This window comes from Aureispira anguillae, from assembly GCF_026000115.1.
GTDB classification, from domain to species: Bacteria; Bacteroidota; Bacteroidia; order Chitinophagales; family Saprospiraceae; genus Aureispira; species Aureispira anguillae.
The window spans coordinates 5,954,657-5,977,684 of record NZ_AP026867.1 but is presented as its reverse complement, the minus strand read 5'-3'; the positions used below and the strand labels follow the sequence as shown (position 1 = coordinate 5,977,684).

The 23,028-nt window shown below is 36.4% G+C and carries 12 protein-coding genes; 7 read left to right on the top strand and 5 right to left on the bottom strand.

Annotation, left to right across the window (positions count from 1 at the left end; all coding sequences use genetic code 11):
• Positions 1-241: 241 nt before the first annotated feature.
• A complete protein-coding gene (locus tag AsAng_RS23460) occupies positions 242-1,717 on the bottom strand; it encodes an Ig-like domain-containing protein (RefSeq protein WP_264789538.1) in 1,476 nt (491 codons plus the stop codon).
• 59 nt (positions 1,718-1,776) lie between these two features.
• Positions 1,777-2,304: a DUF4476 domain-containing protein gene (locus AsAng_RS23455; RefSeq protein WP_264789537.1), complete on the bottom strand. Its 528-nt coding sequence runs from the start codon at positions 2,302-2,304 to the stop codon at positions 1,777-1,779.
• A 632-nt stretch (positions 2,305-2,936) separates the two neighbouring features.
• Here AsAng_RS23455 and AsAng_RS23450 point away from each other — a divergent pair.
• The gene (locus AsAng_RS23450; protein WP_264789536.1) at positions 2,937-4,382 is read left to right on the top strand and encodes a hypothetical protein; all 1,446 of its coding nucleotides are present in this window, start codon (positions 2,937-2,939) and stop codon (positions 4,380-4,382) included.
• A 46-nt stretch (positions 4,383-4,428) separates the two neighbouring features.
• On the opposite strand, the gene AsAng_RS23445 is transcribed toward AsAng_RS23450, so the two are convergent.
• Both AsAng_RS23445 and AsAng_RS23440 read right to left on the bottom strand, forming a co-directional pair.
• Positions 4,429-6,078, bottom strand: a complete 1,650-nt coding sequence (locus AsAng_RS23445) for a vWA domain-containing protein (protein WP_264789534.1) — start codon at positions 6,076-6,078, stop codon at positions 4,429-4,431.
• A 208-nt stretch (positions 6,079-6,286) separates the two neighbouring features.
• The gene (locus tag AsAng_RS23440; protein WP_264789533.1) at positions 6,287-6,802 is read right to left on the bottom strand and encodes a hypothetical protein; all 516 of its coding nucleotides are present in this window, start codon (positions 6,800-6,802) and stop codon (positions 6,287-6,289) included.
• 264 nt (positions 6,803-7,066) lie between these two features.
• On the opposite strand from AsAng_RS23440, the gene ruvA reads away from it, so the two are divergent.
• From ruvA to AsAng_RS23415, 5 genes are all read left to right on the top strand, one after another.
• The gene (gene ruvA / locus AsAng_RS23435; RefSeq protein WP_264789532.1) at positions 7,067-7,672 is read left to right on the top strand and encodes a Holliday junction branch migration protein RuvA; all 606 of its coding nucleotides are present in this window, start codon (positions 7,067-7,069) and stop codon (positions 7,670-7,672) included.
• A gap of 478 nt (positions 7,673-8,150) precedes the next feature.
• Complete coding sequence (gene sov, locus AsAng_RS23430) at positions 8,151-15,542, top strand: T9SS outer membrane translocon Sov/SprA (RefSeq protein ID WP_264789531.1); 7,392 nt, start codon at positions 8,151-8,153, stop codon at positions 15,540-15,542.
• 155 nt (positions 15,543-15,697) lie between these two features.
• Entirely contained in the window at positions 15,698-16,096 is a 399-nt protein-coding gene (locus tag AsAng_RS23425; protein WP_264789530.1) for a type IV pilin protein, read from the top strand.
• Entirely contained in the window at positions 16,096-16,602 is a 507-nt protein-coding gene (locus AsAng_RS23420; protein WP_264789529.1) for a hypothetical protein, read from the top strand. The genes AsAng_RS23425 and AsAng_RS23420 overlap by 1 nt, the downstream gene beginning before the upstream one ends.
• A complete protein-coding gene (locus AsAng_RS23415; protein WP_264789528.1) occupies positions 16,595-18,016 on the top strand; it encodes a GspE/PulE family protein in 1,422 nt (473 codons plus the stop codon). The genes AsAng_RS23420 and AsAng_RS23415 overlap by 8 nt, the downstream gene beginning before the upstream one ends.
• An 8-nt stretch (positions 18,017-18,024) precedes the next feature.
• Here AsAng_RS23415 and AsAng_RS23410 read toward each other — a convergent pair whose 3' ends face one another.
• Entirely contained in the window at positions 18,025-19,521 is a 1,497-nt protein-coding gene (locus AsAng_RS23410; protein ID WP_264789527.1) for a hypothetical protein, read from the bottom strand.
• Between the two features lie 252 nt (positions 19,522-19,773).
• Between AsAng_RS23410 and AsAng_RS23405 the strand changes: the two genes are divergently transcribed.
• Positions 19,774-22,974, top strand: a complete 3,201-nt coding sequence (locus tag AsAng_RS23405) for a hypothetical protein (protein ID WP_264789526.1) — start codon at positions 19,774-19,776, stop codon at positions 22,972-22,974.
• Positions 22,975-23,028 lie beyond the last annotated feature (54 nt).

The window sequence follows — 23,028 nt, the reverse complement described above, 5'->3', positions numbered from 1 at the left end:
GAAAATGGAGCAGATTTTGACTCTTAATAAAATTGAAAAGAGCCTGTGGGCAACAGGCTCTTTTTTCTCAATCTTTTAAGATGAATAAACTCAACTAAAAGGGTCTATGAATACTACTCTATCTATAAAGATGTAGTGATGTTGTGTTTTGGTGTGTAACCAATAATTTTTTTTTGAAAAAATTATAAATTACTCCTTAAGTAGTTGAAATAGAGTTGCTTTTAGTGAGTTGTTTTTTTTGTTAAGGAATATTAACGGTGATGTTTTGACTCAATCCTCCATGACAAACAGTGATGTTAGCACTTCCACTAGTAAAGCTAGTTGCTGTAATTTGACCATTGGCATCCACATCAGCTACTTGTACATTATCACTACAATACACAATTGCAGCATTAGCGATTGGACTTCCTGTCTGGTCTAATACTTGTGCTTGAATTTGTGCCGTTTGTCCTAGCGATAAAGAAACAGAATTGGAACTAATTAAATCTAAACTACTAGCCGTGGATGCCTGAGTTCCACAGTTACAACCTGTACTCAAAGCTACAGAAAGCATTCCTACACCTGGCTCTATCTCTGGATCTGTTGGGTGAGATGCTGTAACATAGGTAATTAAACCAGGGCTTGCATTATTTTTAACGGTTGCCAATCCACTCGTATTGACTGTAGCAATATCAAACATAGAAAAGCCATAAGTAGGAACTTCCCAGTTCAAATTAGAAGGGCTGGTCATAGTGCCTAGCACTAATTCTCCAGTGCCATTTCTTGTTACTTCATATTGTTTGGCTGTAAATTGTTTTGTCTGCCCAGCCGCTACGGTTGTATAATAAGGATCAACAATAATTACTTTATCAGGAGAAACAACCAATTCTGCACTTCCTGTAATTCCTTGGGCAGTAGCACGAATGCTTGTACTCCCTATTTTTAGCGGAGTGATATTACCTGAAGCATCAATGTTGGCAATGTCCGAATTGGAAACAGACCAACTAAATGTTGTTGTTACTTCTTGATTGCTACTATTGTATGCTTTGGCAGTATATTGTGTTGTTTCAGTTTTTAAAATAGGATTAGAGGAGGCATTGAGAACAATACGAGAGATGGGGAGGGTAATTGTTGGAACTCCTAAAACGACAACAGGCACAACCACACTCGGCGTTCCACTTAAACCATTTGCTGTTACCGTAATTTGACAGGAACCTGCACTGACAAAGTTAACAAGTCCTGCATTAGAAACGGTTGCAATGCTAGCGTCACTGGTTTGATAGCTATAATTTGGGGAGCCTGTCCCCAAGTATATTGCTTCTAAATTTAAAGCAGGAAAATCGCTGTCTACTAAAATAGCAGCAGGAGCAACGGCAAATAAACCTGGTACTTGTATATTTAGTGGAGCAGTAGCCGTTAAGGTCTTACCTCCAACGCTAACCGAGGCTTTGATCGTGGCGATTCCAACTTGACCAATGGTAACTTGACCATTTGCACTAATACTAGCGATAGAACTATTATCACTCGACCAAGTTACATCAGTAGCAGTTGTTTTGTTTCCTTCGGCATCAATAAGAGAAGCTGTGTAGGTGATGTTTTCGCCAGGTTGAACTGATAAGGCACCATTTTCTATCAACAGCAGTTTGTTTTCATCCAAGCTGATGTCAATTGCTGGTTTACAACTGTTGAAGGATAGAATACTAAGAAATAAAAAAGATAATAAAATATAGGTTTTCATACTTAAGTCGTATTATAAATAAAAAATGTGTTTTGATAGGACAGGTATCGAATGGGTAATTATTGCTGAGAAATGAAGGCATTTAAGGCTGCTTTATCATCGCTAAATTCAAAAATGGAGTTTAGGATATAATAGTTGTCTATGTCATAAGTAGAATAATAAGCAAATTTAGCAAAGGCTAATTTATCATCCGCAAATGAAAATTGACTAGCAATTTGTTTAATGTCTTTGGCAACAAAACATTTATTTCTCACTGCTTGCTGAGCGACAGCCATCTTATCGTCTGCAAAATCTTCTTGATTCATCGCTGCAATAATGCCTTGGACATTGGATTGAGGAACTGGACAGCCTATTCTACCAGTATAATTACTTATATAAACAGGATGATGGTTGTGGTTGGTACTATGGTGGTGGGTTGAGGTTGTTGTATGTCCTTGTCCTTCTGTAATTTTAACATCAAACCCAATTCCCATACCACCTGTTGTTATTGTTGTACTATGAGTCGTCGTTTCTGTAGTGGTAATTTGGGCAAAACTAGTGATTGATAAAAGAAGTAAAGCTGCAACGATTAATGTTTGAATTTTCATAATTTTTATTTTTTGAATAATGATTTAATGGGGCATAGCTCCGCCCAACCACCTTGCGGTAGTTATAAGGAATCAAGTTGTATAAGACGCCGTTAATTTAACTTGAAATAGGAGTAAAAATAGTAGGGTTGTATGATGCCAAACTTAAATCAAACATCAAACCTAAAAAAAAAAAATGCTAGGTATATAATACTGTTTTTAGAATGATATAGAGTTGTTTTTATGTGCATTAGCTTGATTAGTAGTGTTTTGTGTTTTACTCATGTTAATCTGTTATAAATCAAAATAGGGAATATGATGTATCGTTGAGGGACGCTTTTTATCACCACTAGAGTAGCATTAAAAATTTGGAGGGCAGTAGACAGGAAGGAATACAATGTAGCAGATGGACAAAAATAATTATGAATAAATTAAGCATCTTTTTCCACTCTAGCTGCGTTAAAAATCCTCGCTTTGCTTGCTTCGCTGCGTGAGGTCGCAGGCTTAGTTAGCCCGCTAAAGCTTTAGTTTTTGCCTTATAGGCTAAAAAAATACAGGTTAATTAATAGGATACTAATTTTGCCCATCTACTTAAAAATGGCATAAAATTAGACCAAGGCAAATTAAACACAGAACTGAAAATACATACTATAATGAATGAAGAACTTTTTTTACTCTTTTCCGAAATTAACCCAGAAAGCCAAAGCGCATTAAATCATGCGTTTAAGAAATCCCCCAAAATGATTCTTTTAATTGATTTCCTAAAAACAACAACCCCCAATTTTAAAACCCCCAAGGCTATTAATTTTGTTTACAAAGCGGAAATAAAGCAGGTCAATTATAACAAGTTGATTAATCGTTTTTACAAGCTTCGCCAACAATTGATTGAATGGCTTTATCATTATTTAAAAAAAACGGAGCGTTATGCCTCAAAAGAAGAACAAAGCTTAAACTTTATCCGATACCTAGTCAATAAAAACCAATTTAAAAACGCTTTAGACAAAGCCATTAAATTGGAAAAACACTGTAGGAAGCTCAACTTATTTGAATTATTACCTGGCATTATAAATATGATGATTTATTGCCGCCAATGTCTCTTTTATGGGGGAGAGGCTGCACTAATTGAGGATGAAAACCGATTACTAGAAGTTATCAGTTGGAATCAAACGCTACAAAAAATGCAATATTATCATCAGCGTTCCTATAGAGCGATAGAACCAGATGTTTACAAAGAAATTTTAACTACTGTTCGAAAACTAATCGCTCCTTATAAAGATCAACCTCGTTTTGCACTTATTTATCATTACATTGCTTTTAGCAAGGGCTGTATGATTCAAGGAAGAGTAAAACAATCAACCAATGCTTTGGTTCGACATCTAAATAAAATGGAAGGTATCTTAGAAGCGAATCCTCAGATGCCCATAGTTTTTGCACAGGCACATTATGCTAAATTGACACAATTTAAATTGCTGTTATTAAAAGCCGTATTTTACTTTCAACGAGGACAATTTAATAAATCCGCTCAATTGCTCAAGCAAAGAGATCGAATTGCAATAGCCAACCCCAATCTTCCTTTCCCTATTTCAGAGTCAGAAATTAGAAATACAATTAGCATGTTCATTGCAAGCAAACAATACGATGCAGCATTAAAAAAATGGGAACAATTGATTGCTTTTTATAAAAAACATGAACAAGAAGATCGCTTGGATTTTGCACTAGTAGAAAAAGTAAACATCTTTTTCTTTCAATATCCTAAAGGTAGACTCAAAGCTCATCAGGAGTTGCTTGCTCAACTGGAAGCGGTTGATCCTAATAAGCCATATATTCATTTGATAAATGTATCTAAAATATGGATAAAATTGATACTAGGAAAAGAATTGACTCGACATGAAATTTTTCAAGAAACAGAGTTGTTTAAATATTATGGCTTAGATGCTGTCTTGACTTATCGCTTATCAAAAGCAACATCTAACAACAATAAAAAGGACTTGCAAACAATTGTTAAAGAGCTTTATATGCTGATTGATAACAAAAGTAATAGCTTGCAAGTCCTGTATTATAAACAGTTTATTGAGATCGCTAATTCTTACTTACGATGATTTAGAATGTCAATAAAATATTCAAGTAGAGAATTAGTAATTAAGGTTAATTGGCACTACTTGTTTTGGGGGCATCTAACAATTGAGCAGTTTTTATCAATTGTAAAAATTCTGCTCGATGCCCTTCTTTATCGTCTCCTACTGCTGTTTTGGCAAGGTCTAATAACTGATCATAAGTGGTGGTACCTTTAAATTCAGAACCTCTTAATAACATTCCGAAACCAGCTACAGCTGCCGAAAATCTATAATTATTAGAGGTTTGGGCTAAACTAGGAATATTTTGTTTGGTAAGTACCTCTTCTAATAAAATAGACGATTCAGATTTGATGGGTTTATAACGAAATTTAACCGTCATTAAATCATTAGCATTATTAGCAGATGTTGTTTTTTGATATTTTAATTCAGAAGCATTATGGATGGTCTGTTTAGATTTAGAATCTGTTAAAATTACTTCATAGATAGCCGTTACAGTATGTCCAGCTCCCAATTCTCCAGCATCTTTGGTATCGTCGTCAAAATCTTCTTTGGCTAATAGCCTATTTTCATAGCCAATTAGTCGATAAGCTTTTATGGTATTGGGGTTAAACTCGATTTGAATTTTGACATCTTTGGCAATGGTAAACATATTCGCTCTCATCTCTGTTACAAATACCTTTTGAGCTTCACGGATATTATCAATATAAAAGTAATTGCCATTTCCTGCATTGCTAATTTGTTCCATGCGCCCATCTTTATAATTGCCCATGCCAAAACCACAAATCGTTAGGTAAATATCATCTTTGCGTTTTTCTTCTATCAAATCCACCAAATCACTAGAGGAAGACGGTCCTACATTAAAATCACCATCTGTTGCTAAAATTACTCGGTTATTTCCACCTGTTATCAGGTTTTCTTTGGCAATTTTATAAGCCAATTGAATTCCTTCTCCACCAGCGGTAGAGCCTCCTGAATTAACAGCATCTAATGCATTTAAAATAGTGTTTGTTTGAGAGGCAGGGGTTGAAGGTAAAACCAAACCAGCAGCTCCAGCATAGGCCACAATGGCTACCCGATCTTTATCATCTAGTTGAGCCAACAATAATTTTAAGGACTTTTTGAGTAAAGGCAATTTGTTTGGATCACCCATTGAGCCTGATGCATCAATTAAGAAAACCAGATTAGAAGGCTTTAAGTTGTCATAATCCAAGTCTTTGCCTTGTAAACCAATATGAATGAGATGATGCTCCGTATTCCAAGGAGCGGTTGACATTTCTGTATGGATAGAAAAGGGATGTTCTCCTTTGGGTTGAGCATAGTCATAATCAAAATAATTAATCATTTCTTCAATACGAACAGCATTTGCTTGGGGCAATTGGTGAGCTTCTAAAAAACGTCTTACATTGCTATAAGAGGCATTATCTACATCAATAGAAAAGGTAGACAGCGGATTTTGAGCAACTCCTTGAAAGGTATTTTCTACAATTTTATCGTATTCTTCAGTATTGGGGGTAGCCGTATAGGGTTCGTCCGTTATATAGTCGGCATCTAATTCAGCTTCTTGTTCTATTTTTGCAGCTTCTGTTGCCATTGCTCGTTCTTCAATAACTGGCGGAGAAACCCTTGTATTATCTACTTGAGATAATTTATTGCTGTTTTCACAAGAAAAAAGCATAGAAAAGAGTAAGGGGATTAAAAATAAACTTTGTGATTTTTTCATCTGAGTTGAAGTTTTTGTGTCATTAAAACAGTGGTTAGGCTGTTTTAATGAAAAGTTGGTTATTATATTACTCCGTTAAAAATCACGTAGAATCCAGCTTGTTGGCTCACGAGTGATGACTAGCTTGGTACTATGTACCAACTGGAATACCTAGCAACGCAGTTAATCAATGGAGTATTATTATTAGAAATTGTTGGGATTTATATTGTTATTTTATGCTGAATTGAGCAGGTAAAGAATTGGATAATAGATTTATAGCATCGCCAATAAAGCGAATGGTGTAAGTTCCTCTTTGATCTAACTGATAAATTGTTCTAATGTCAATGGTATAAATTCGGATGCCTTGAGGCTCAATCGTAATCAATTGTTTATTATTCGTTTCATCGCTGTAAGTTGCTGTTTTTCCAACAAAAGGAATTAAATTTCCTTGAGCATCTTTTATCCTAAAACAATTGGTCCAGGCTGCTTGATGGGCAGGAGAATTGAATGGACAGAATGAAACGTCTTTGTTTTCATTATTTTTTAGAACAAAACGTAAGGTAATTGGCGAACCAATTGCATAGCTGACTTGGGTCATGTTGAGCGAAACATTAATTGCCTTAGAATTTTGTGTAAGAATCGTTTTTGAAGTAGTGGCAGAAGGAGCAGACGACTCGGACTGACAACTCCAACAGAGACTTAATCCAAAAAATATTAATAAGTAGTAGTTCATAATTGTTTTCATGATTTGAGTTATTATATTGATGCCTGTAAGAGCAAAAAAGGTGTATAAACCTTTTCAATTTGTTAAAAAAACTATTAAGAGTTAAATAATAAGGGGTTATTCTAAGAGCTTTTTATAACTTTATAGATTAAAGTTATTCTTGTATTTAGATGAATCGCAGACCATACAAATTGTTAATTTTCTTAGTTTATTTGATGATACAACAGCTTTCATCAGCGATTCATTGCCCTTAGTGTTTTCTCAACAAGCTTAAGATTTGAAACTATGATTGCCTATATCAAAGGTAAATTAACGCATAAAAGTCCAACAGATATTATTATTGAAACCGCTAATGGCGTTGGTTATCAGATTCATATTACACTCAATACGTATCATAAAATAGCCAATCAAACAGATCTTAAAATCCTGACTTACTTTATTGTAAAAGAGGATAGCCAGACTTTGTATGGTTTTGCAGATGAAGATGAGCGAAATATTTTTGGACTTTTAATCTCTGTCTCTGGGGTTGGACCAAGCACGGCACGTGTCTTGTTGTCTACTTTGTCGTCAGGAGAGGTGCGGAATGCGATTGTAGCCGAAAATATCGCTTTGTTAAAAAGTGCTAAAGGAATAGGACCTAAGGCGGCCAAACGAATTGTTTTGGAGCTAAAAGACAAGGTTTTGAAGGATAGTGGTATGCAAAGCGCTACGATTTCACAAACTTTAACAATTGATAACACTATACGAGAAGAAGCTTTATCGGCTCTAGTTGCGTTAGGATTTAACAAGACGCAGGTTCAAAAAGCCCTCAACCGAATTTTAAAAGTGACCCCCAATATACCAGACTCTGGAGAATTGATTAAACAAGCTCTTGGGCAACTTTCTTCCTAGTTCATTTTTTATTTTATACCAAAAAAGCAAGTATATAAGGCTCAACCTCTACACCATTTAATTTTTATAAGTGAATGGCTATAATAAATGATCAGTAAAATTGCAATAAATTTTAGTGCCTAGCGATAGTAACAAAGTAATAACAAGCTATTACGAGGTTTTTTTAAGAAGTTAGGGGCAAAATTTAGCTGTCAATAGGTTATCATTTATTTAGATCAGGCACTTAAGCGTTCGTTTTCCAAATCTAACGAGAAGTACAAGATCTCAAAAGATTGATTTTATTTCCTAAAATAGAATATATCTATTGTTAGCGGAAAATCTTTGTCTTAGAAATAAGAGAATCAGCGAAAATTAAATATTTTTGAAGTCATTTTGTAGAAGTCTATTCTTTTTCAAAGGATTGTAAGACCTGAAAAATAGACCCAGATGAGGGAACACTTGCAAGTAATTACCCGTCTTAATAACTAAGCAGTTTTTTATGAATTTCAAGACACTGAATTTGTGCTTTTTGATAGTATGTACCTGTGCTGTTGCTGGATGGAGTACAAACTATGACGCTCTAAATTATTTAGAGGAAGATTTTTGGGCTTCGCCTACTTTTTTTATGCCTGATACATTGCCACCTATCCAAGATAGACCCGATGTGGATGTTTCGAGCAAAAAAAATCCTTTTGATTTGAAAGACCCAAAGGTGATTGAAAAAAATGTTGAATATGATGCAGAAAGCAATCTGTACATTATCACAGAAACAATTGAAGGGTCTAATTATCGACCTCCTATGTACTTAACCCCAGACGAGTACTACAAATGGAGAGCAGCAGAAGAGGACAATGCTTACTTCAAAGAACTATCCCAAATGAATAAGGTGGGCAAAGTTGGAGGCGACCCTGTTACCCCCTACAAAGATCGGATTAGTAATAGTTTGGTAGAACGCTTGTTTTGTGGTTCTACTATTGATGTGCGCCCTCAAGGAAATATCGGCTTGACTTTTGGTTTTGATCACCAAAGAATTGCCAATCCCATTTTGACAGAACAACAACAAAATCAGGGGGGCTTTGATTTTGATATGAACATCCAACTGAGTGTCGTTGGAAAAATTGGTCAAAAGCTAAAGCTTTCTTTTAATTATAACACGCAAGCAACTTTTGATTTTGATCGACAAATTAAAGTCGAATACTTAAGTGATACCGAGTGTTCAGAAGACGATATTATCAAAAAAATAGAAGCTGGTAATGTTAGTTTTCCTTTGCGTTCATCTTTGATTCAAGGTCGTCAAAATTTATTTGGTTTTCGTACCGATTTGCAATTTGGTCGCCTAAAAATGTCTTTGGTGGCTTCTCAAAGTCAGACAAAAAGAAAAGAAATTCAGATCAAAGGAGGTTCTCAATTGCAAGATTTTGAGGTAACCGCAGATAATTATGATGAAAATCGACATTTTTTCCTCTCTCATTATAATAGAGCAACCTATGAGGAAAACTTGACTTCTTTACCTCAAATCAATACGCTGTTTAATATTACAAAAATTGAGGTTTGGGTGACCAATGACCGTAATGTAACAGAAGGAGTGCGGGATATTGTGGGGTATGCAGATTTGGGAGAAACCGATCCAACCAAAATGGTTAGTGGAAATACTTATGCGCCTGCAACGGCTCCTGAGCAAGGGATTGACTTAAGAAACAATCGTCTTCCAGACAATGATGCAAATGGTTTGTATGCTCAACTTTTAGCGAGTGAAAATGGGTCGCCTTCTGCCAATGCAAGGGGCTTACAGACTTCTATTAGTGCTTTGCAAGGGGCACCATTTAATATGAGTGATGCAGAAGATTTTGTAAAAATTAGAGCACGTAAATTAGCGCCTTCCGAATTTACATTTGATCCCAAATTAGGGTTTGTTTCGGTCAATGTCTCGGTAAAACCAACCGATGTTGTTGCCGTGGCTTATCAGTATACGTATAATGGAAAACTGTATCAGGTTGGAGAGTTTGCCCAAGATTTGCCCTTGAATGCAGATACCTTGAATGTAATGCATTTGAAATTATTAAAGGGAGTGCGTACAAGAGTTGATTTGCCAATTTGGGATTTGATGATGAAAAATATCTATTCCCTAGGTGCTTATCAAATCAATCAAGAAGACTTTATGCTGGATGTGTTTTATCAAGATCCAGGAGGGGGAGAGAAACGATTTATTCCTGAGGGACCAGTGGCTTCTAAGCCCTTGATTACAATGTTGAACTTAGATAACTTGAATCGGGCTAGAGATCCTATCCCTGATGGACAATTTGATTATGTACCAGGGGTAACCATCTTGCCAAGAAATGGACGAGTTATTTTTCCAGTCTTAGAACCTTTTGGCAATTCTTTGGCCAAGGAATTTTATACGACCCCTAATGATCCTGCTAGTTTGCATCCGATTTCGCAAAAATACTTGTACAATCAATTGTATGATTCTACGATAACAAGGGCTAGAGAATTTCCAGAATACAATCGTTATATTATTCGAGGACGTTATAAATCAAGTGTCTCTTCTGAAATATCATTGGGTGGTTTTAATATCCCCAAAGGTTCTGTAGTGGTAACAGCAGGTGGTCGTACTTTGGTAGAAGGAACAGATTATAGCATTGATTATAATTTAGGGAGAATCAAAATATTAAATGAAGCTTATTTAAATTCTGGCCAGCCTGTTCGAGTTGCCTTTGAGGATAATTCTACCTTTGGGTTCAATCAACAAGGTTTCTTTGGTGCTCGGTTTGATTATTTTATCAACAAGAATTTTAATATTGGAGCTACCTTTTTGCACCTGAATGAACGACCATTTACTCAAAAAGTAAATTATGGAGATGATCCTATTTCCAATAGTATTTATGGTTTTGACATTCAGTACAGTAGTGAAGCACCTTGGTTGACTCGATTGATTGATAAAATTCCATTAATCAGCACAAAGGCAATGTCGAACATTTCATTCTCGGCAGAATTTGCGCATCTAATTCCAGGGTCGCCTGATGTTATTAACCAAGCAAATGACCAAGGAGGAGTTGTCTATATTGACGACTTTGAAGGTTCGACGAGTAACTTTAATTTATCGATCCCAAGTTTAAATTGGGTGTTGGCCAGTACGCCAAGAAGCGATTTACCCGTTCCTTTGTTTCCTGAGGCAAAGTTGTCAAATGATTGGGAATACAATAAGAATAGAGCAAAAATATCTTGGTACAACCTAGAGCCCTCTTTGGGAGGTGCAGGAGGTAGTATCTATACTAGAGAAATTCAACAGCAGAACGTTTTTAAAAATGTAGAAAATACAGGTTTAACTTATACGGGGTTGCGTACCTTTGACCTTACTTATTCTCCTAAAGAACGTGGACCTTATAACTTTGATGTAAACAATCTAGACCCACAAACGGGAGAATTTACAGACCCAGAGAACCGTTGGGGAGGAGTAATGCGTAGTTTGACCAATACCGATTTTGAAGCTTCTAATATTGAATTTGTAGAAATGTGGGTAATGAGCCCATTTAAAGAAGGTCGTGGTGGAAATGGAGGTGAATTATACATTGAATTGGGGGATGTGTCAGAAGATATTCTTAAAGATTCAAGGCTGTTTTTTGAGAATGGTATCCCTGATTCCAATGCAAATACCAATACCGACGAAACGGTTTGGTCTAGAATTCCTCGTACACAGGCAGTAACTCGTGCTTTTGACAACGACCCAGCTATCCGAGATCAACAAGATATTGGTTTGGATGGTTATGATGATGAGGGAGAACGCAAACATTATGTCGATTACCTAAATGCGCTAGATAATTTGGTGGCAGCAGGGCAATTAGATCCTACTATCGTCGCTCAAATCAAAGAAGATCCAGCCAATGATAATTTCCGTTATTATAGAGATGCATTTTATGATGATCCTAATAATATACCACAAGGGGTAAATCCTATTTTGTATCGTTATCAAGAATACAATAACCCAGAAGGAAATTCATCCAATGATCCTAATGATAATAATCAAGGCATCTCAACCTCTACTAATATTCCAGATACAGAGGATTTGAACAAGGATAATACCTTAAATGAGCAAGAATCTTATTTCCGTTATCGTATTCCAATTCAGCGTGAAAATGGAGATGAAATGGCATTTACTCAGTATACGGTAGATTCTGTTCGAATGGACTATAACGATGGGACAGGTCAGCCAGAATCGGTTTATTGGTACCAATTAAAAATTCCTGTTGATCAATTCACTAGTCGTATAGGGGGGATTGCTGATTTTCGTGCGATTCGATTTATGAGAATGTATATGACGGGCTTTGAGGATGATGTAACCCTACGTATGGCACGCCTTGATTTGATTCGTAATCAATGGAGACGTTATCAACGTTCTTTGGTCTTACCAGGTTTGGTTATTCCTCCAGATGATCCTAACAGTACTACATTTGATGTATTTGCTGTAAATATTGAAGAAAATGGGTCTAAGGTTCCATTTAATTATGTTTTGCCTCCAGGGGTAAGCCGTGAACAAGTGATAGGGGCGGTTACCAATGCACGCCAGAATGAACAATCGCAAGCACTGAGAGTTTGCAATTTGGAAGATGGAGATGCAAGAGGAATTTATAAAATTGTCAACATGGATATGCGTGTTTACAAACGGCTTAAAATGTTTGTGCATGCTGAAGACATTCGTGGGGAACAGGTCAATGATCCTGGAGATATGACCATGTTTATGCGTATTGGTAGTGATTTTGAAAACAATTACTATGAATACGAAATCCCTTTAACAATGTCAGCAGAATCAGGGGGAACCGCAGATGATACCAATATTTGGTTGGAAGCCAATGAGTTTAATTTCCCTCTAGAACTATTGCGTCAAATCAAAGTGGATCGAGAAACAAAAGGAGGTTCACTTAGTGATATATACGAATTGCCAGATGGAAACAATTTTGTTCGTATAAAAGGTAATCCAACCTTGGGGCAAGTGAAAAGTGTTATGGTTGGGGTGCGCAATCGCAAAGATGATGGCTTGGCTCGTTGTGCAGAAATTTGGGTGAATGAGTTGAGATTAACTGGTTTTGATGAACGAGGTGGTTTTGCAGGCTTGGCTCGATTAGATGTACAAATGGCAGATTTTGGTCAACTAACGGCTTCTGGGAGTTATCAATCTATTGGCTTTGGTAGCATAGACCAGAGTGTGGGAGAGCGTAGCCGAGAAGAGTTGATTCAGTATGATATTTCTGGATCGTTGAAATTGGATAAGTTTTTTCCTGAAAAATGGAAGTTAAGCATTCCTTTTTATGCACAATATTCGCAGGAAATTAGTACTCCAGAATATGATCCATATCAATTGGATGTACCTTTGCAGGAACGTTTGGCTGCCATGGCCGATTTGCGAAAACGGGATTCTATTCGAAATGCCGCAAGAACGATTCGGACGATTTCAAGTTTTAACTTTACCAATGTTAGGAAGGGGCGGACGTCTAAGTTTATTCCTTTGCCAACAGATATTTCGAACTTCTCTTTCACCTATGCTCAATCTAGTAATGTCTTCCGCTCGCCAATCATTGAGCGAGAAGAACGGACAGAGCATAGAGGGGTCTTAGATTATAATTATTCGCCAGGACTAAAACCAATTTATCCGTTCAAAAAAACGATTCAAAAGATCAAAAATAGAAAAACGGTCAAATGGCTAGGATTGATTCGAGAGATTAATATTAATCCATTGCCAAATAGTATTGGATTTAGAAATGAGTTGAGACGTAATTTTGGAGAAACAACGTATCGCTTTACAGATGCTACGAGTAGTACCTATTATGACAAAAAGTTTGTTTGGGATAGAGCTTACTCGTTACAATGGAATATCTTTAAATCCTTGCGTTTTAATTATACCGCTAATAATAATGCAATTATTGATGAACCCGAAGGTAGAGTCAATACAAGAGAGAAAAAGGATGCTCTATGGGACAACATCAAACGTTTTGGTCGAACCAAAAACTATCAGCATAATATTAGTGCAAGTTATACCCTTCCACTCAAATATCTACCAATATTAGATTGGGTAACGGTTAAAGCGCAATACAATGCGAGTTATAGTTGGACGGCAGCAGCTTTAGGTTTAGATAGTTTAGGGAATGTTATTCAAAATTCTCAAAAGCGTCAACTAACAGGAGATTTTCAATTTAAAAAATTATACGATAAATGGAAGTATCTCAAAAAGATCAATACGCCTAAACGACCTAATGCTAAAAAGCCTGAAAAGATTAAGTTGCCCGAAAAGAAAAAGTACAGTCCATTGAGCGAAATTGAGGACCCAGAAAAGCGTGCTGAAGAGAAAGAAAAACGAAAAACAGAGCGCAAAGAATGGAGAAACAAGGTGCAAAAAATTAAAGAACGTAGACAGCCTAGCGATGCAGAACGGGCTCTTATTCGCCCCTTGATGCTGTTGCAACGTGCTCGATTTACTTACAATGAGAACTTTACGACGGTATTACCTGGATTTGTGGGAACCTCTAAATACATTGGGCAAGATTATACGGGAACTTCTACAAATCCTGGTCCAAGACCAGGGTGGGATTTTATAGCAGGATGGCAACCCAGTCAAACTTGGTTGGATAATGCAGCTAATAGCGGATGGATTACTACCAATGTCTATCAAAACCAACCGCTTATTCAGACTCATACACAAACTTATTCTGCCAAGGTTACTTTAGAACCATTCAGAGGCTTAAAGATTGATGTAGATTTGGACAAGTCCATTACGGAGAATTATCAGGAGTTGTTTAAGGTAGAAGATCAGTTTAGCAACGATCAATTTTCGCATTTGAATGGTATGCAAAGTGGAACGGTTAAAATGACTTATTTACCGTTGGCTACTTTCTTCAACAAAGAGGGAACCAAAGGGCTCAATTCATCGGTTAATTTTGAAACGTTTGAGAAGAATCGAGTGATTATTTCCCAAAGGAAAGGTACAGGAACACATGATGATACGGAGACCAATCCTGGGTTTACAGAAGGCTATGGTCGTTATCAACAAGATGTATTGATTCCTGCGTTTTTGGCTGCTTATACAGGGCGTGATGCGAATAAGATTGAATTGGGCGATATTAGAAATACGGCTCCTATGCCAAACTGGAAATTAACCTACAATGGCTTGGCGAAGATGCCTGGTTTGGATAAAATTTTCTCTAGCTTTAGTTTAACACACGGTTATAAATCAAATTTAACAGTCAATAGTTTTGTAACCGATTTAGATTATGCTTCTACGTTGGCACAAACGGGAACAGATGGTAAGGATATTAATAGTCAGAACTATTATTCTAGTTTTGAGATTCCAAACCTTGTCATCTCTGAATCGTTCAATCCATTGATTGGTTTGGATATGCGTTTTAAAAACGATCTTTCTTTGCGTTTCCAATACAAAACAAGTCGTAATTTATCAATGAGCTTTATTGATTATCAATTGAGCGAACAAAATACGACCGATGTAACTGTAGGTTTTGGCTGGAAATTCAAAAATTTTAAACCAATTAACTTATTTAAACCAAAAGGAGAGAAAAACAAGCCCGATTCTAAGTTGAAAATGGGCGAAATGGATTTTAATTTTGATTTTGGAAAAACGGTAGCAAAAGATGAATTGAACCTGAAATGTGATATTTCGTTCCGTGATGATAAAACAGTGAATCACATTTTGGATCAGGATCAATCGGTTGCAACGCGTGGAATGAAGACCATTCGTATTTCGCCATCTATTGAGTGGATTCCAAACAATCGTTTAACATTCCGTTTGTTCTTTGATTATACACAAACGATACCAGCGGTATCCACTTCTTTCCCGATTACCAGTCTGAAAGGTGGATTAACGATTCGATTCTCATTATCTCAATAATAGAATTGAAGCTAACATCTGTTGTAGCGTGGTTATTCTGAACGGGATAGCCACGCTTCATTTTTAGGAAACCTGTAAATTTGATAGAGCATTTTTGAGAAAATTATGATTCTCTTTCTAATTTTGCAGATTCATATATTATAAACTAACAAACCATGAATAAAAAACTTCCAGCGTTTACACTAACTGAATTAATGATGGTGTTGGTCATCATAGGGATTTTGATCTTATTGGCATTGCCTAATTTACAAGGTATTATAGGACAAGCCCATAGTTTAGAAGCTCAGAAACAACTGAAATACATTCAGAATTTAGAAAAGGCGTATTACCAACAGCATTTTCAATACACCGATAATTTTCAAGCCTTGCATTTTGAACCACCTGTGCTTAAAAGTGCTGGAGGAGATGGAGTTTATATCTATGAAATAATAAATGCGAGCAAAGAAGGTTTTACGGCTCGTGCAACTGCCTCTGAAGATTTTGACGAGGATGGTCAAATGAATGTTTGGGAGATTGGCAAAACAGGTTCTTATCGAGAAACCGTTCCAGATTAATGGACGCCTTTATTTTACTGTATATTGTTTTTTTGCTAATTATTTATCAAGATTTTAGAGAACGAGCAATTAGTAGCTGGACGATTCCTTGTATTGCGATATTGAGCGTTTATCAAGCCGTAACGAGTTTAGATTGGGAACCTTGGTTTTTGGGATTTAACCTCTTGTTTATTGCGATTCAATTAGCAGGAATAACGCTTTATTTTTCCTTAAAGCATCGACAATGGATCAATGTAACAAAGGATTATTTGGGATGGGGAGATATTTTGTTCTTTATTGCCATTAGTCCCTTATTTTCACCCCTGCAATTTTGTTGCTTTTTTATAGGAGCACTGCTACTGATTTTAATCGGGGTAGGAGTTTATCGTGTTTGTATTGGGAGCGTAGCAACCATTCCTTTGGCAGGGGCTATGTGTATTAATCTATTGGGCTATTGTTTTTTGAGAAGTTCTTACGGTTTCTCTTTTTATAACGATTGGTACTTATTACAATTTATTTATGGATAACGCTAAACTTCAGAATATTGATCGCAGCATCTTGCAATTGTTAACTACAGAACAAGCATGGCATTATGAGGTTATTCCTTTTGAAAAAAAAGAAGGAATGCTTTTTTGTGTAGCAATAGAAGGAAAAAATACCTCTAAAGAAGAGTTAGAAGTTTTATTGGGAGTAGACATTCGTTTAGAATATATAACAGCTACTGTTCTTCAGCCGCTTTTAAGCCAATATTACAGAAGACAGGCACGAGCAGCAAAATCTAAAAACCTAGATAAAAACCAAGATATTTTGGATCAGTTGATTCAGGAAGCCTATCAGTTGGGGTCTAGTGATATTCATATAGAAACCTATGAGCGGAAATGCCGTGTTAGAATTCGTATCGATGGGGAGTTGGTAGAGCGTTATCATTTAGACAAGGCAACCTATCCTAGTTTGGTCAATAAAATCAAGATTAGAGCTAATTTGGATATTGCCGAAAAGCGTTTGCCACAGGATGGGCGTATTTTTTTTGAAACCAACCACCAAAAGTTTGACTTGCGGATTTCTATTTTGCCAACGCTCTATGGCGAAAAAGTAGTCATGCGTTTGTTGAGTAGTGATATTGGCAATATTGCTTTAGAGGAATTGGGTTTTCAAACTCAGCAATTGGTCGATTATATGGAAGGGATTAAGCGACCCAATGGTATTGTCTTAATTAGCGGTCCAACAGGTTCTGGAAAAACAACGACCTTATATGCAACCCTACATTTGCTGAATGAAACAAGCCGCAACATTACTACCATAGAAGATCCAATAGAATATACACTAGAAGGGATCAATCAAGTGCAACTAAAAGAAGCAATAGGGTTAGATTTTTCGGCAGCCATGCGTACCTTTTTGCGCCAGGACCCCAATATCATTATGGTCGGAGAGATTCGAGATAAGGATACCGCAGAAATGGCAATTCGAGCATCTTTGGTTGGTCGTTTGGTTTTGTCCACCATCCATACCAATTCTGCTTGGGGAATTATTCCTCGATTGGTCGATATGGGAATTCCTGCTTATTTGTTGGCAGATACTTTAAATACAGCGGTTGCACAACGCTTAGTGCGCTTATTGTGTCCACATTGCAAAGAGCAAAAAGTGCTATTAGAAAATGAAGATTATCCCCGCAATTACAAGGCACCCGAATTGCTTGAACATCACTATACGGCTAAAGGTTGTGACCACTGTTATTACACAGGCTACAAAGGTAGAAAAGCAGTGTATGAAATCATTCCTATTGACGAGGATTTAGTGCATCTAATTAAACAGGAAACATTTAATGTAAAAGCAGTTTTAAAAGAAAAACAAATTACCACGTTGGCCGATAATGCGTTTGAGTTATTAAAGGAAGGTTTAACCTCTATGGACGAAATCTATCCTATTCTAGCCAGTCGCTAATAGAAAAGCTATTCTTTAATTTCTCGTTGGAGCAATTCAGGGATCGTCTTTCCACTTAGCTTACTCTCTAACCACATCATAATACTCGAAAGTTTAATAATTCTAAGCTCGTTAGCCGTAGCCGTTTTATGGAAATCAATTAACGTCTCCTGCAAATTTTTGAATACGGTTATTTGTTCTTTAGGACTAGCGTTTAATAAATGTTTAAAAGCATTGATAATTATGAGTTCCACCCTATGATTTCCTTTATCGGGATAGAATTTTCTATATATTGAACGCTGCCAACTTTCCAATAAGGAACTATTGTCAAGGTCAAAATAGATATAGAGTTTAAATAAACTAGCGATATGTTTTAGTTTAATGTGTTGTTTGTTTTTGTCTTTATCGAGTATAATTTCTATGAAAGTTAAGGCTTGTTCGTAATCTTGAGCCATGTAACAAATAGAAGCAAAACAATAATAGATAGAGTTGGTTTCAGTAGGGAGTTGGCTAAGCCAATCTATATGATCTTCTATCAATTGCATTCCCCCCTTTACATCTCCTAACAAAATATACCAATTGGCTTTCATCTCAAGTGTTTTGAGTTTAAATGCCGTTCTTCTGTATTTAATTAGAAGGTTATTTTGTTCTATTTTTTGGAACAACTCAGAGATGAGGTTCGCTTTTCGGAGGAAGGTAGCGGTTGTCACTGCATTTTGCAAATAATTCATATACTTTTCAGGCGGACAAATTATTTTGAAATGTTGTTCAAAAAGACTCAATGATTTTAAAGAATAATACAAGCTTTTTGGGTAATCAGTTTTTAAGAAATTATAAAAAAGATGCATATCATAAAAGCATAGTTTTGCAGCCTTACTTTTTGCATTGTCTATCGATTGGAGCAAGGGATTTTCCATGATTTGCTCTATCTTTTCTGCATATTCTGGAGCAATAACCATCTTTCTAAAGGAATGATCCAATTGAATTTTTAACAATCGGTAGTCCATTAAATTAGAAAGTTGATTTTTATGTTGTTTGAGATTATTGGTGAAGTTATCAAAAGAATCATCTGTATAATTCGCAAATAAGAAAACCGTATTTTCTAGTTTTATAACCTGCGCATTAATGAGCTGTATAAAATGCAATAACTCGTGTTGTTCTGCCAGTTTTTTTAGCCTAAAAATTTCAGATCGAGCCTGTTCATACAATTCCTTCTTAAAGAGTAACTGGAAGTGCTGGAGTCCTGTTAATAACTCTTGTTGAATATCAGCAGTTTTATGAAACTGTACGAGCGTTTCCATAATTAAATCATACAACCGCCTTTTTTCCACACTTAAGGACATTCGCCGAAAGGACTTTTTTAGTGCTTCTTCATTGTATGCTTCTTGTTTGGCAATTGCTTTAAACAGGCGGAGATGTTCCATCCCCTTTTTTCCTAAGGCCTTAATATGGATGGTTACCTTCCTTTTCTCTTCCTTACTCAATTTTTGGATAACTTGATGGATGTCAGAAGAAGTTTTACGCATCGTTTTGGATTGTTTAGTCGTTGATTGTTAGTTTTTTATAGCCTTGCTACTGCTTTGGATGAAACAATAAGTGCATAAAAATGGTTTGCAATGGCTGTCTCCTCTATATACCTTTGGGTACTTCAAATATGTAACAAAGAAATACATTATTCTTTAGTTTCTAGGGCAAGAATTAGCACCGTAACTTTTGGGTGTTTACTTAAGAACAGCAAAATTATGATTTTATTCCCAATTATATAAAAATGCAAAACTATGAAATCAAAAATTAAGAATATTTTAATTTTTATAACCCTTGTTTATCAGGTGCAAGCGCAGAGTAATTCTTCTGGTTCCATGATGAATAACCTATTGTTAGCAACCCCATTTTCAATAGAAAATTATAGTAGTAATGAGTTTGTGGTAAACACATTGGCAGATTTGTCCAACCCCATTAACGCAGGAAAAACGGCTTGTTTTCAAACTGTAATTACCTTAAGCTCCGATTTTGTATTGGCTGAAAACCTAACCTTAAAAAGTTGTGGAGGATACTTAGATATAGGAATATTTACCTTAACGGGGGTGAATACTTCTGTGTATGGGCTAGCAGATGTTATGGTCATAGAAAGCTCAAAAGGTCAATTGGATGGGACTTGGAATGCTGGAACAAATTTGTATGCTAAAAATTTAGGGCTTAAAAATGACGGTTTAGAATACTCAACAGGCAATATAGCGGCTGGAAGCCGTACCTTAACGGTTGCAGGGGGAATGTTCACTGCTGCTGATGTAGGAAAGTTTATTGCTGTGTATGGTGCTGATGCTGGTTTTGTTGCCTCTAACCCTCAAAAGAGTCAAAATTCGCTCCAAACAACCATTCAAGCCGTTACTAACCATACAACCGTAGTATTAGCAGACCCAGCTACTCGCACGATTAACAATACGATTATTTGGACAGGATCGGATAATTTTAAGGCAGGGAAAAATTTGTTTTTTGTCAAAAACCAAACCTCTGGTAATGTATTGACCTTTTCGGAAGGGTTATATTTTACTTCTGTGGTTAATTATGGTAGGAATTTAAGATTGAATACCCCTGTAAATGGGTGGTATATGGGAGATGGAACAGACCGACATACCATTACAGGAGCTGGAGTTATACGAGCAATTCCACATAAGTTGCAAAAATCAAGATTGTTGACGATTGGCAATACGCATAATTATGTACTATCCATCAATTTAGAACAAGATCAAAAGTTACATAACTATTCAGGGCTTCCTCCTGCTAATACAGGAGACGATTTTAATATTGTAGTCTATATTCGGACGGCTGCATACAATGGTACCATTAAAGATTGCTCAATTAGTCATACTGAAGGAACCTTAATGTCGAGTGCAGGAGATTTGCAATTTACCAATTATATCAAAGGAAATAATACAATCAATGTTCAGCAGAGAGCTTCTAACGCTGCTAATGGAGATGTGAGTGATGTAGATGGTTCTGTTGTTTTAGATAATAACGGTGCGTTTACCTATAGTACGGATTTACTAGATATTAGTACTTGGCAATTTGAAGCAACTCGTATCGCTAGAACAGGAAGAAAAGGGCGTAGGCATTATCAGTTTTCTGGCTTGGGCTTTGCAGGATGGTCGGGGCTGACAACTCCTAGATATTGGGCTTATTATTATGACGAAAACCAAGTGTTTTTGCGAAAAAGTGGTGAGCAAGTTTTTTACCATACTTATCAGTACGAAGATGATGTGAAATACATTCGTGTCAAATTCGAAAAGGTGGCAGATGTTACGTTGGTAAATGCTCAAATTAGAGCCAATCTAAACCCGATGGGCTTGGTCTTGCAAAATGTTCATCTAGATGCAGGGGGAGCGCATGGTTTGAGTAATATGCCAACCAATTTTTTGATGGATGGTGGCAGCATTAAAAATGTAGGAAATGTATTACCAGCTTATAGTTCTAATACCGAAGATCAGCGCCGTGGTACACAAAACCAAACCTTTAGAAATGTTTTGTTCAAGGATGGTTATACGGGGTACCTAAATTGGGTAGGAACAGATGGGGTCGTTGTTGATCATTGTTACTTTTTGGGCACAACAGATCCTCAAAGAATACGAACAACAGATGGTTTTACCAATGCTTTGAGTGCCGATAAAGCAAGAAACGATAGAACGGTCAATAACTTGTTTTATAATGCTGCCTTAGATTTTGGAAGGAGTTCTTATTTTGCTAATAATACCGTTATAGGAGGAAGTTTACAAATAACGGCAAATGGTTCTGAGTTGGTAGATAATCGATTCCATAATGTTAAAGTAGCTAATATTAGGTATCCTGATGCGGATCGAGATTATTCCAAAATTAAGGACGCAACCTTTACCTATGATAAAACTTGGGAAGGATTCTTGCTCAGGGATGTTAATATGGGGCTAATTTTAGAGGACGTAAGCATTGAGTTTAATAAAAAGACAAGATTAACGTACTTAGTGGATCAGACAACTTCTTTTGAGCCAATTGTATTAGGAAAAAATGGAAATAAGCTTTTTAACAACAGTCCTACTCCTAGGTTTGATTATGGAGGATATTTAAAGAATGTAAGTGTAAGCGGAGCTAGAATCGATCGATCGGTAAGAGATTATTCTTTAACGGCTGTTTATTGGCCAGTGACCGACTATTATAATGTATACTCTGAATCGAGTATGAATTTAAAATACGGTTTGCCCAAAGATAGAACGTTTAATGATGTAGTTGTAGATGGGCGGCTTCAACTCGATTATGACCAGTATGGCAATGTGTTAACTACAGAACGTCCTACCCACGTTTTCAATCGGCTAAAGGTAACAATACCTGAGGGGGAGTTTGATTGGACCAATTATGGCGCTTATATATTAAGGGTAAAAAAGAAAAATGTAGACTTGGTTTTTAATGATGCTGTTTTTGATTTACAAGTTACTTCTGACGAAAGAGGAAACTATCGAAAATGGATGCGATTAGAACAATTGGGAACCACTGAGTTTAATAGAACTACTTTTAAATCCGCAAGCCCTAAAACGATTGATTTGTCTACTTTTCCTGCTACGCTAGGAGCCATAACTTTTACGGACTGTGTTTTTGAAAACGTTACGTTTATCCCTAGACCAGGAATCGATCTGATTCAGACAACAAGTATTCCTACCACGATTCTTGACTATGCTTCTAATGAAGATTTTTTAGTAACCGATTTGAATAAAAGCAGAAACTACACTGGAGCAGGGGCTAGCACTTGGTTGTTAACAACAAATGTAGATGATTATGCTACCGTAGGAACGAGCATTGAGTTGTTTAATTCAGGAATGGGAACCGTTACCTTGCAGGGAGATGCAGGAATAACAATTTTAAATTCAGGAAATGGCTTGACTTTATCAAGCACCAATAGGAGTGGAAAATTGACTAAAATTTCTCCTTATACTTGGTTGTTTAGTTTGTATAAATAGTTTGCTCTATTGAATCCGTAAACTGAAAACTACAGATAAAAATAACCCGCAAAT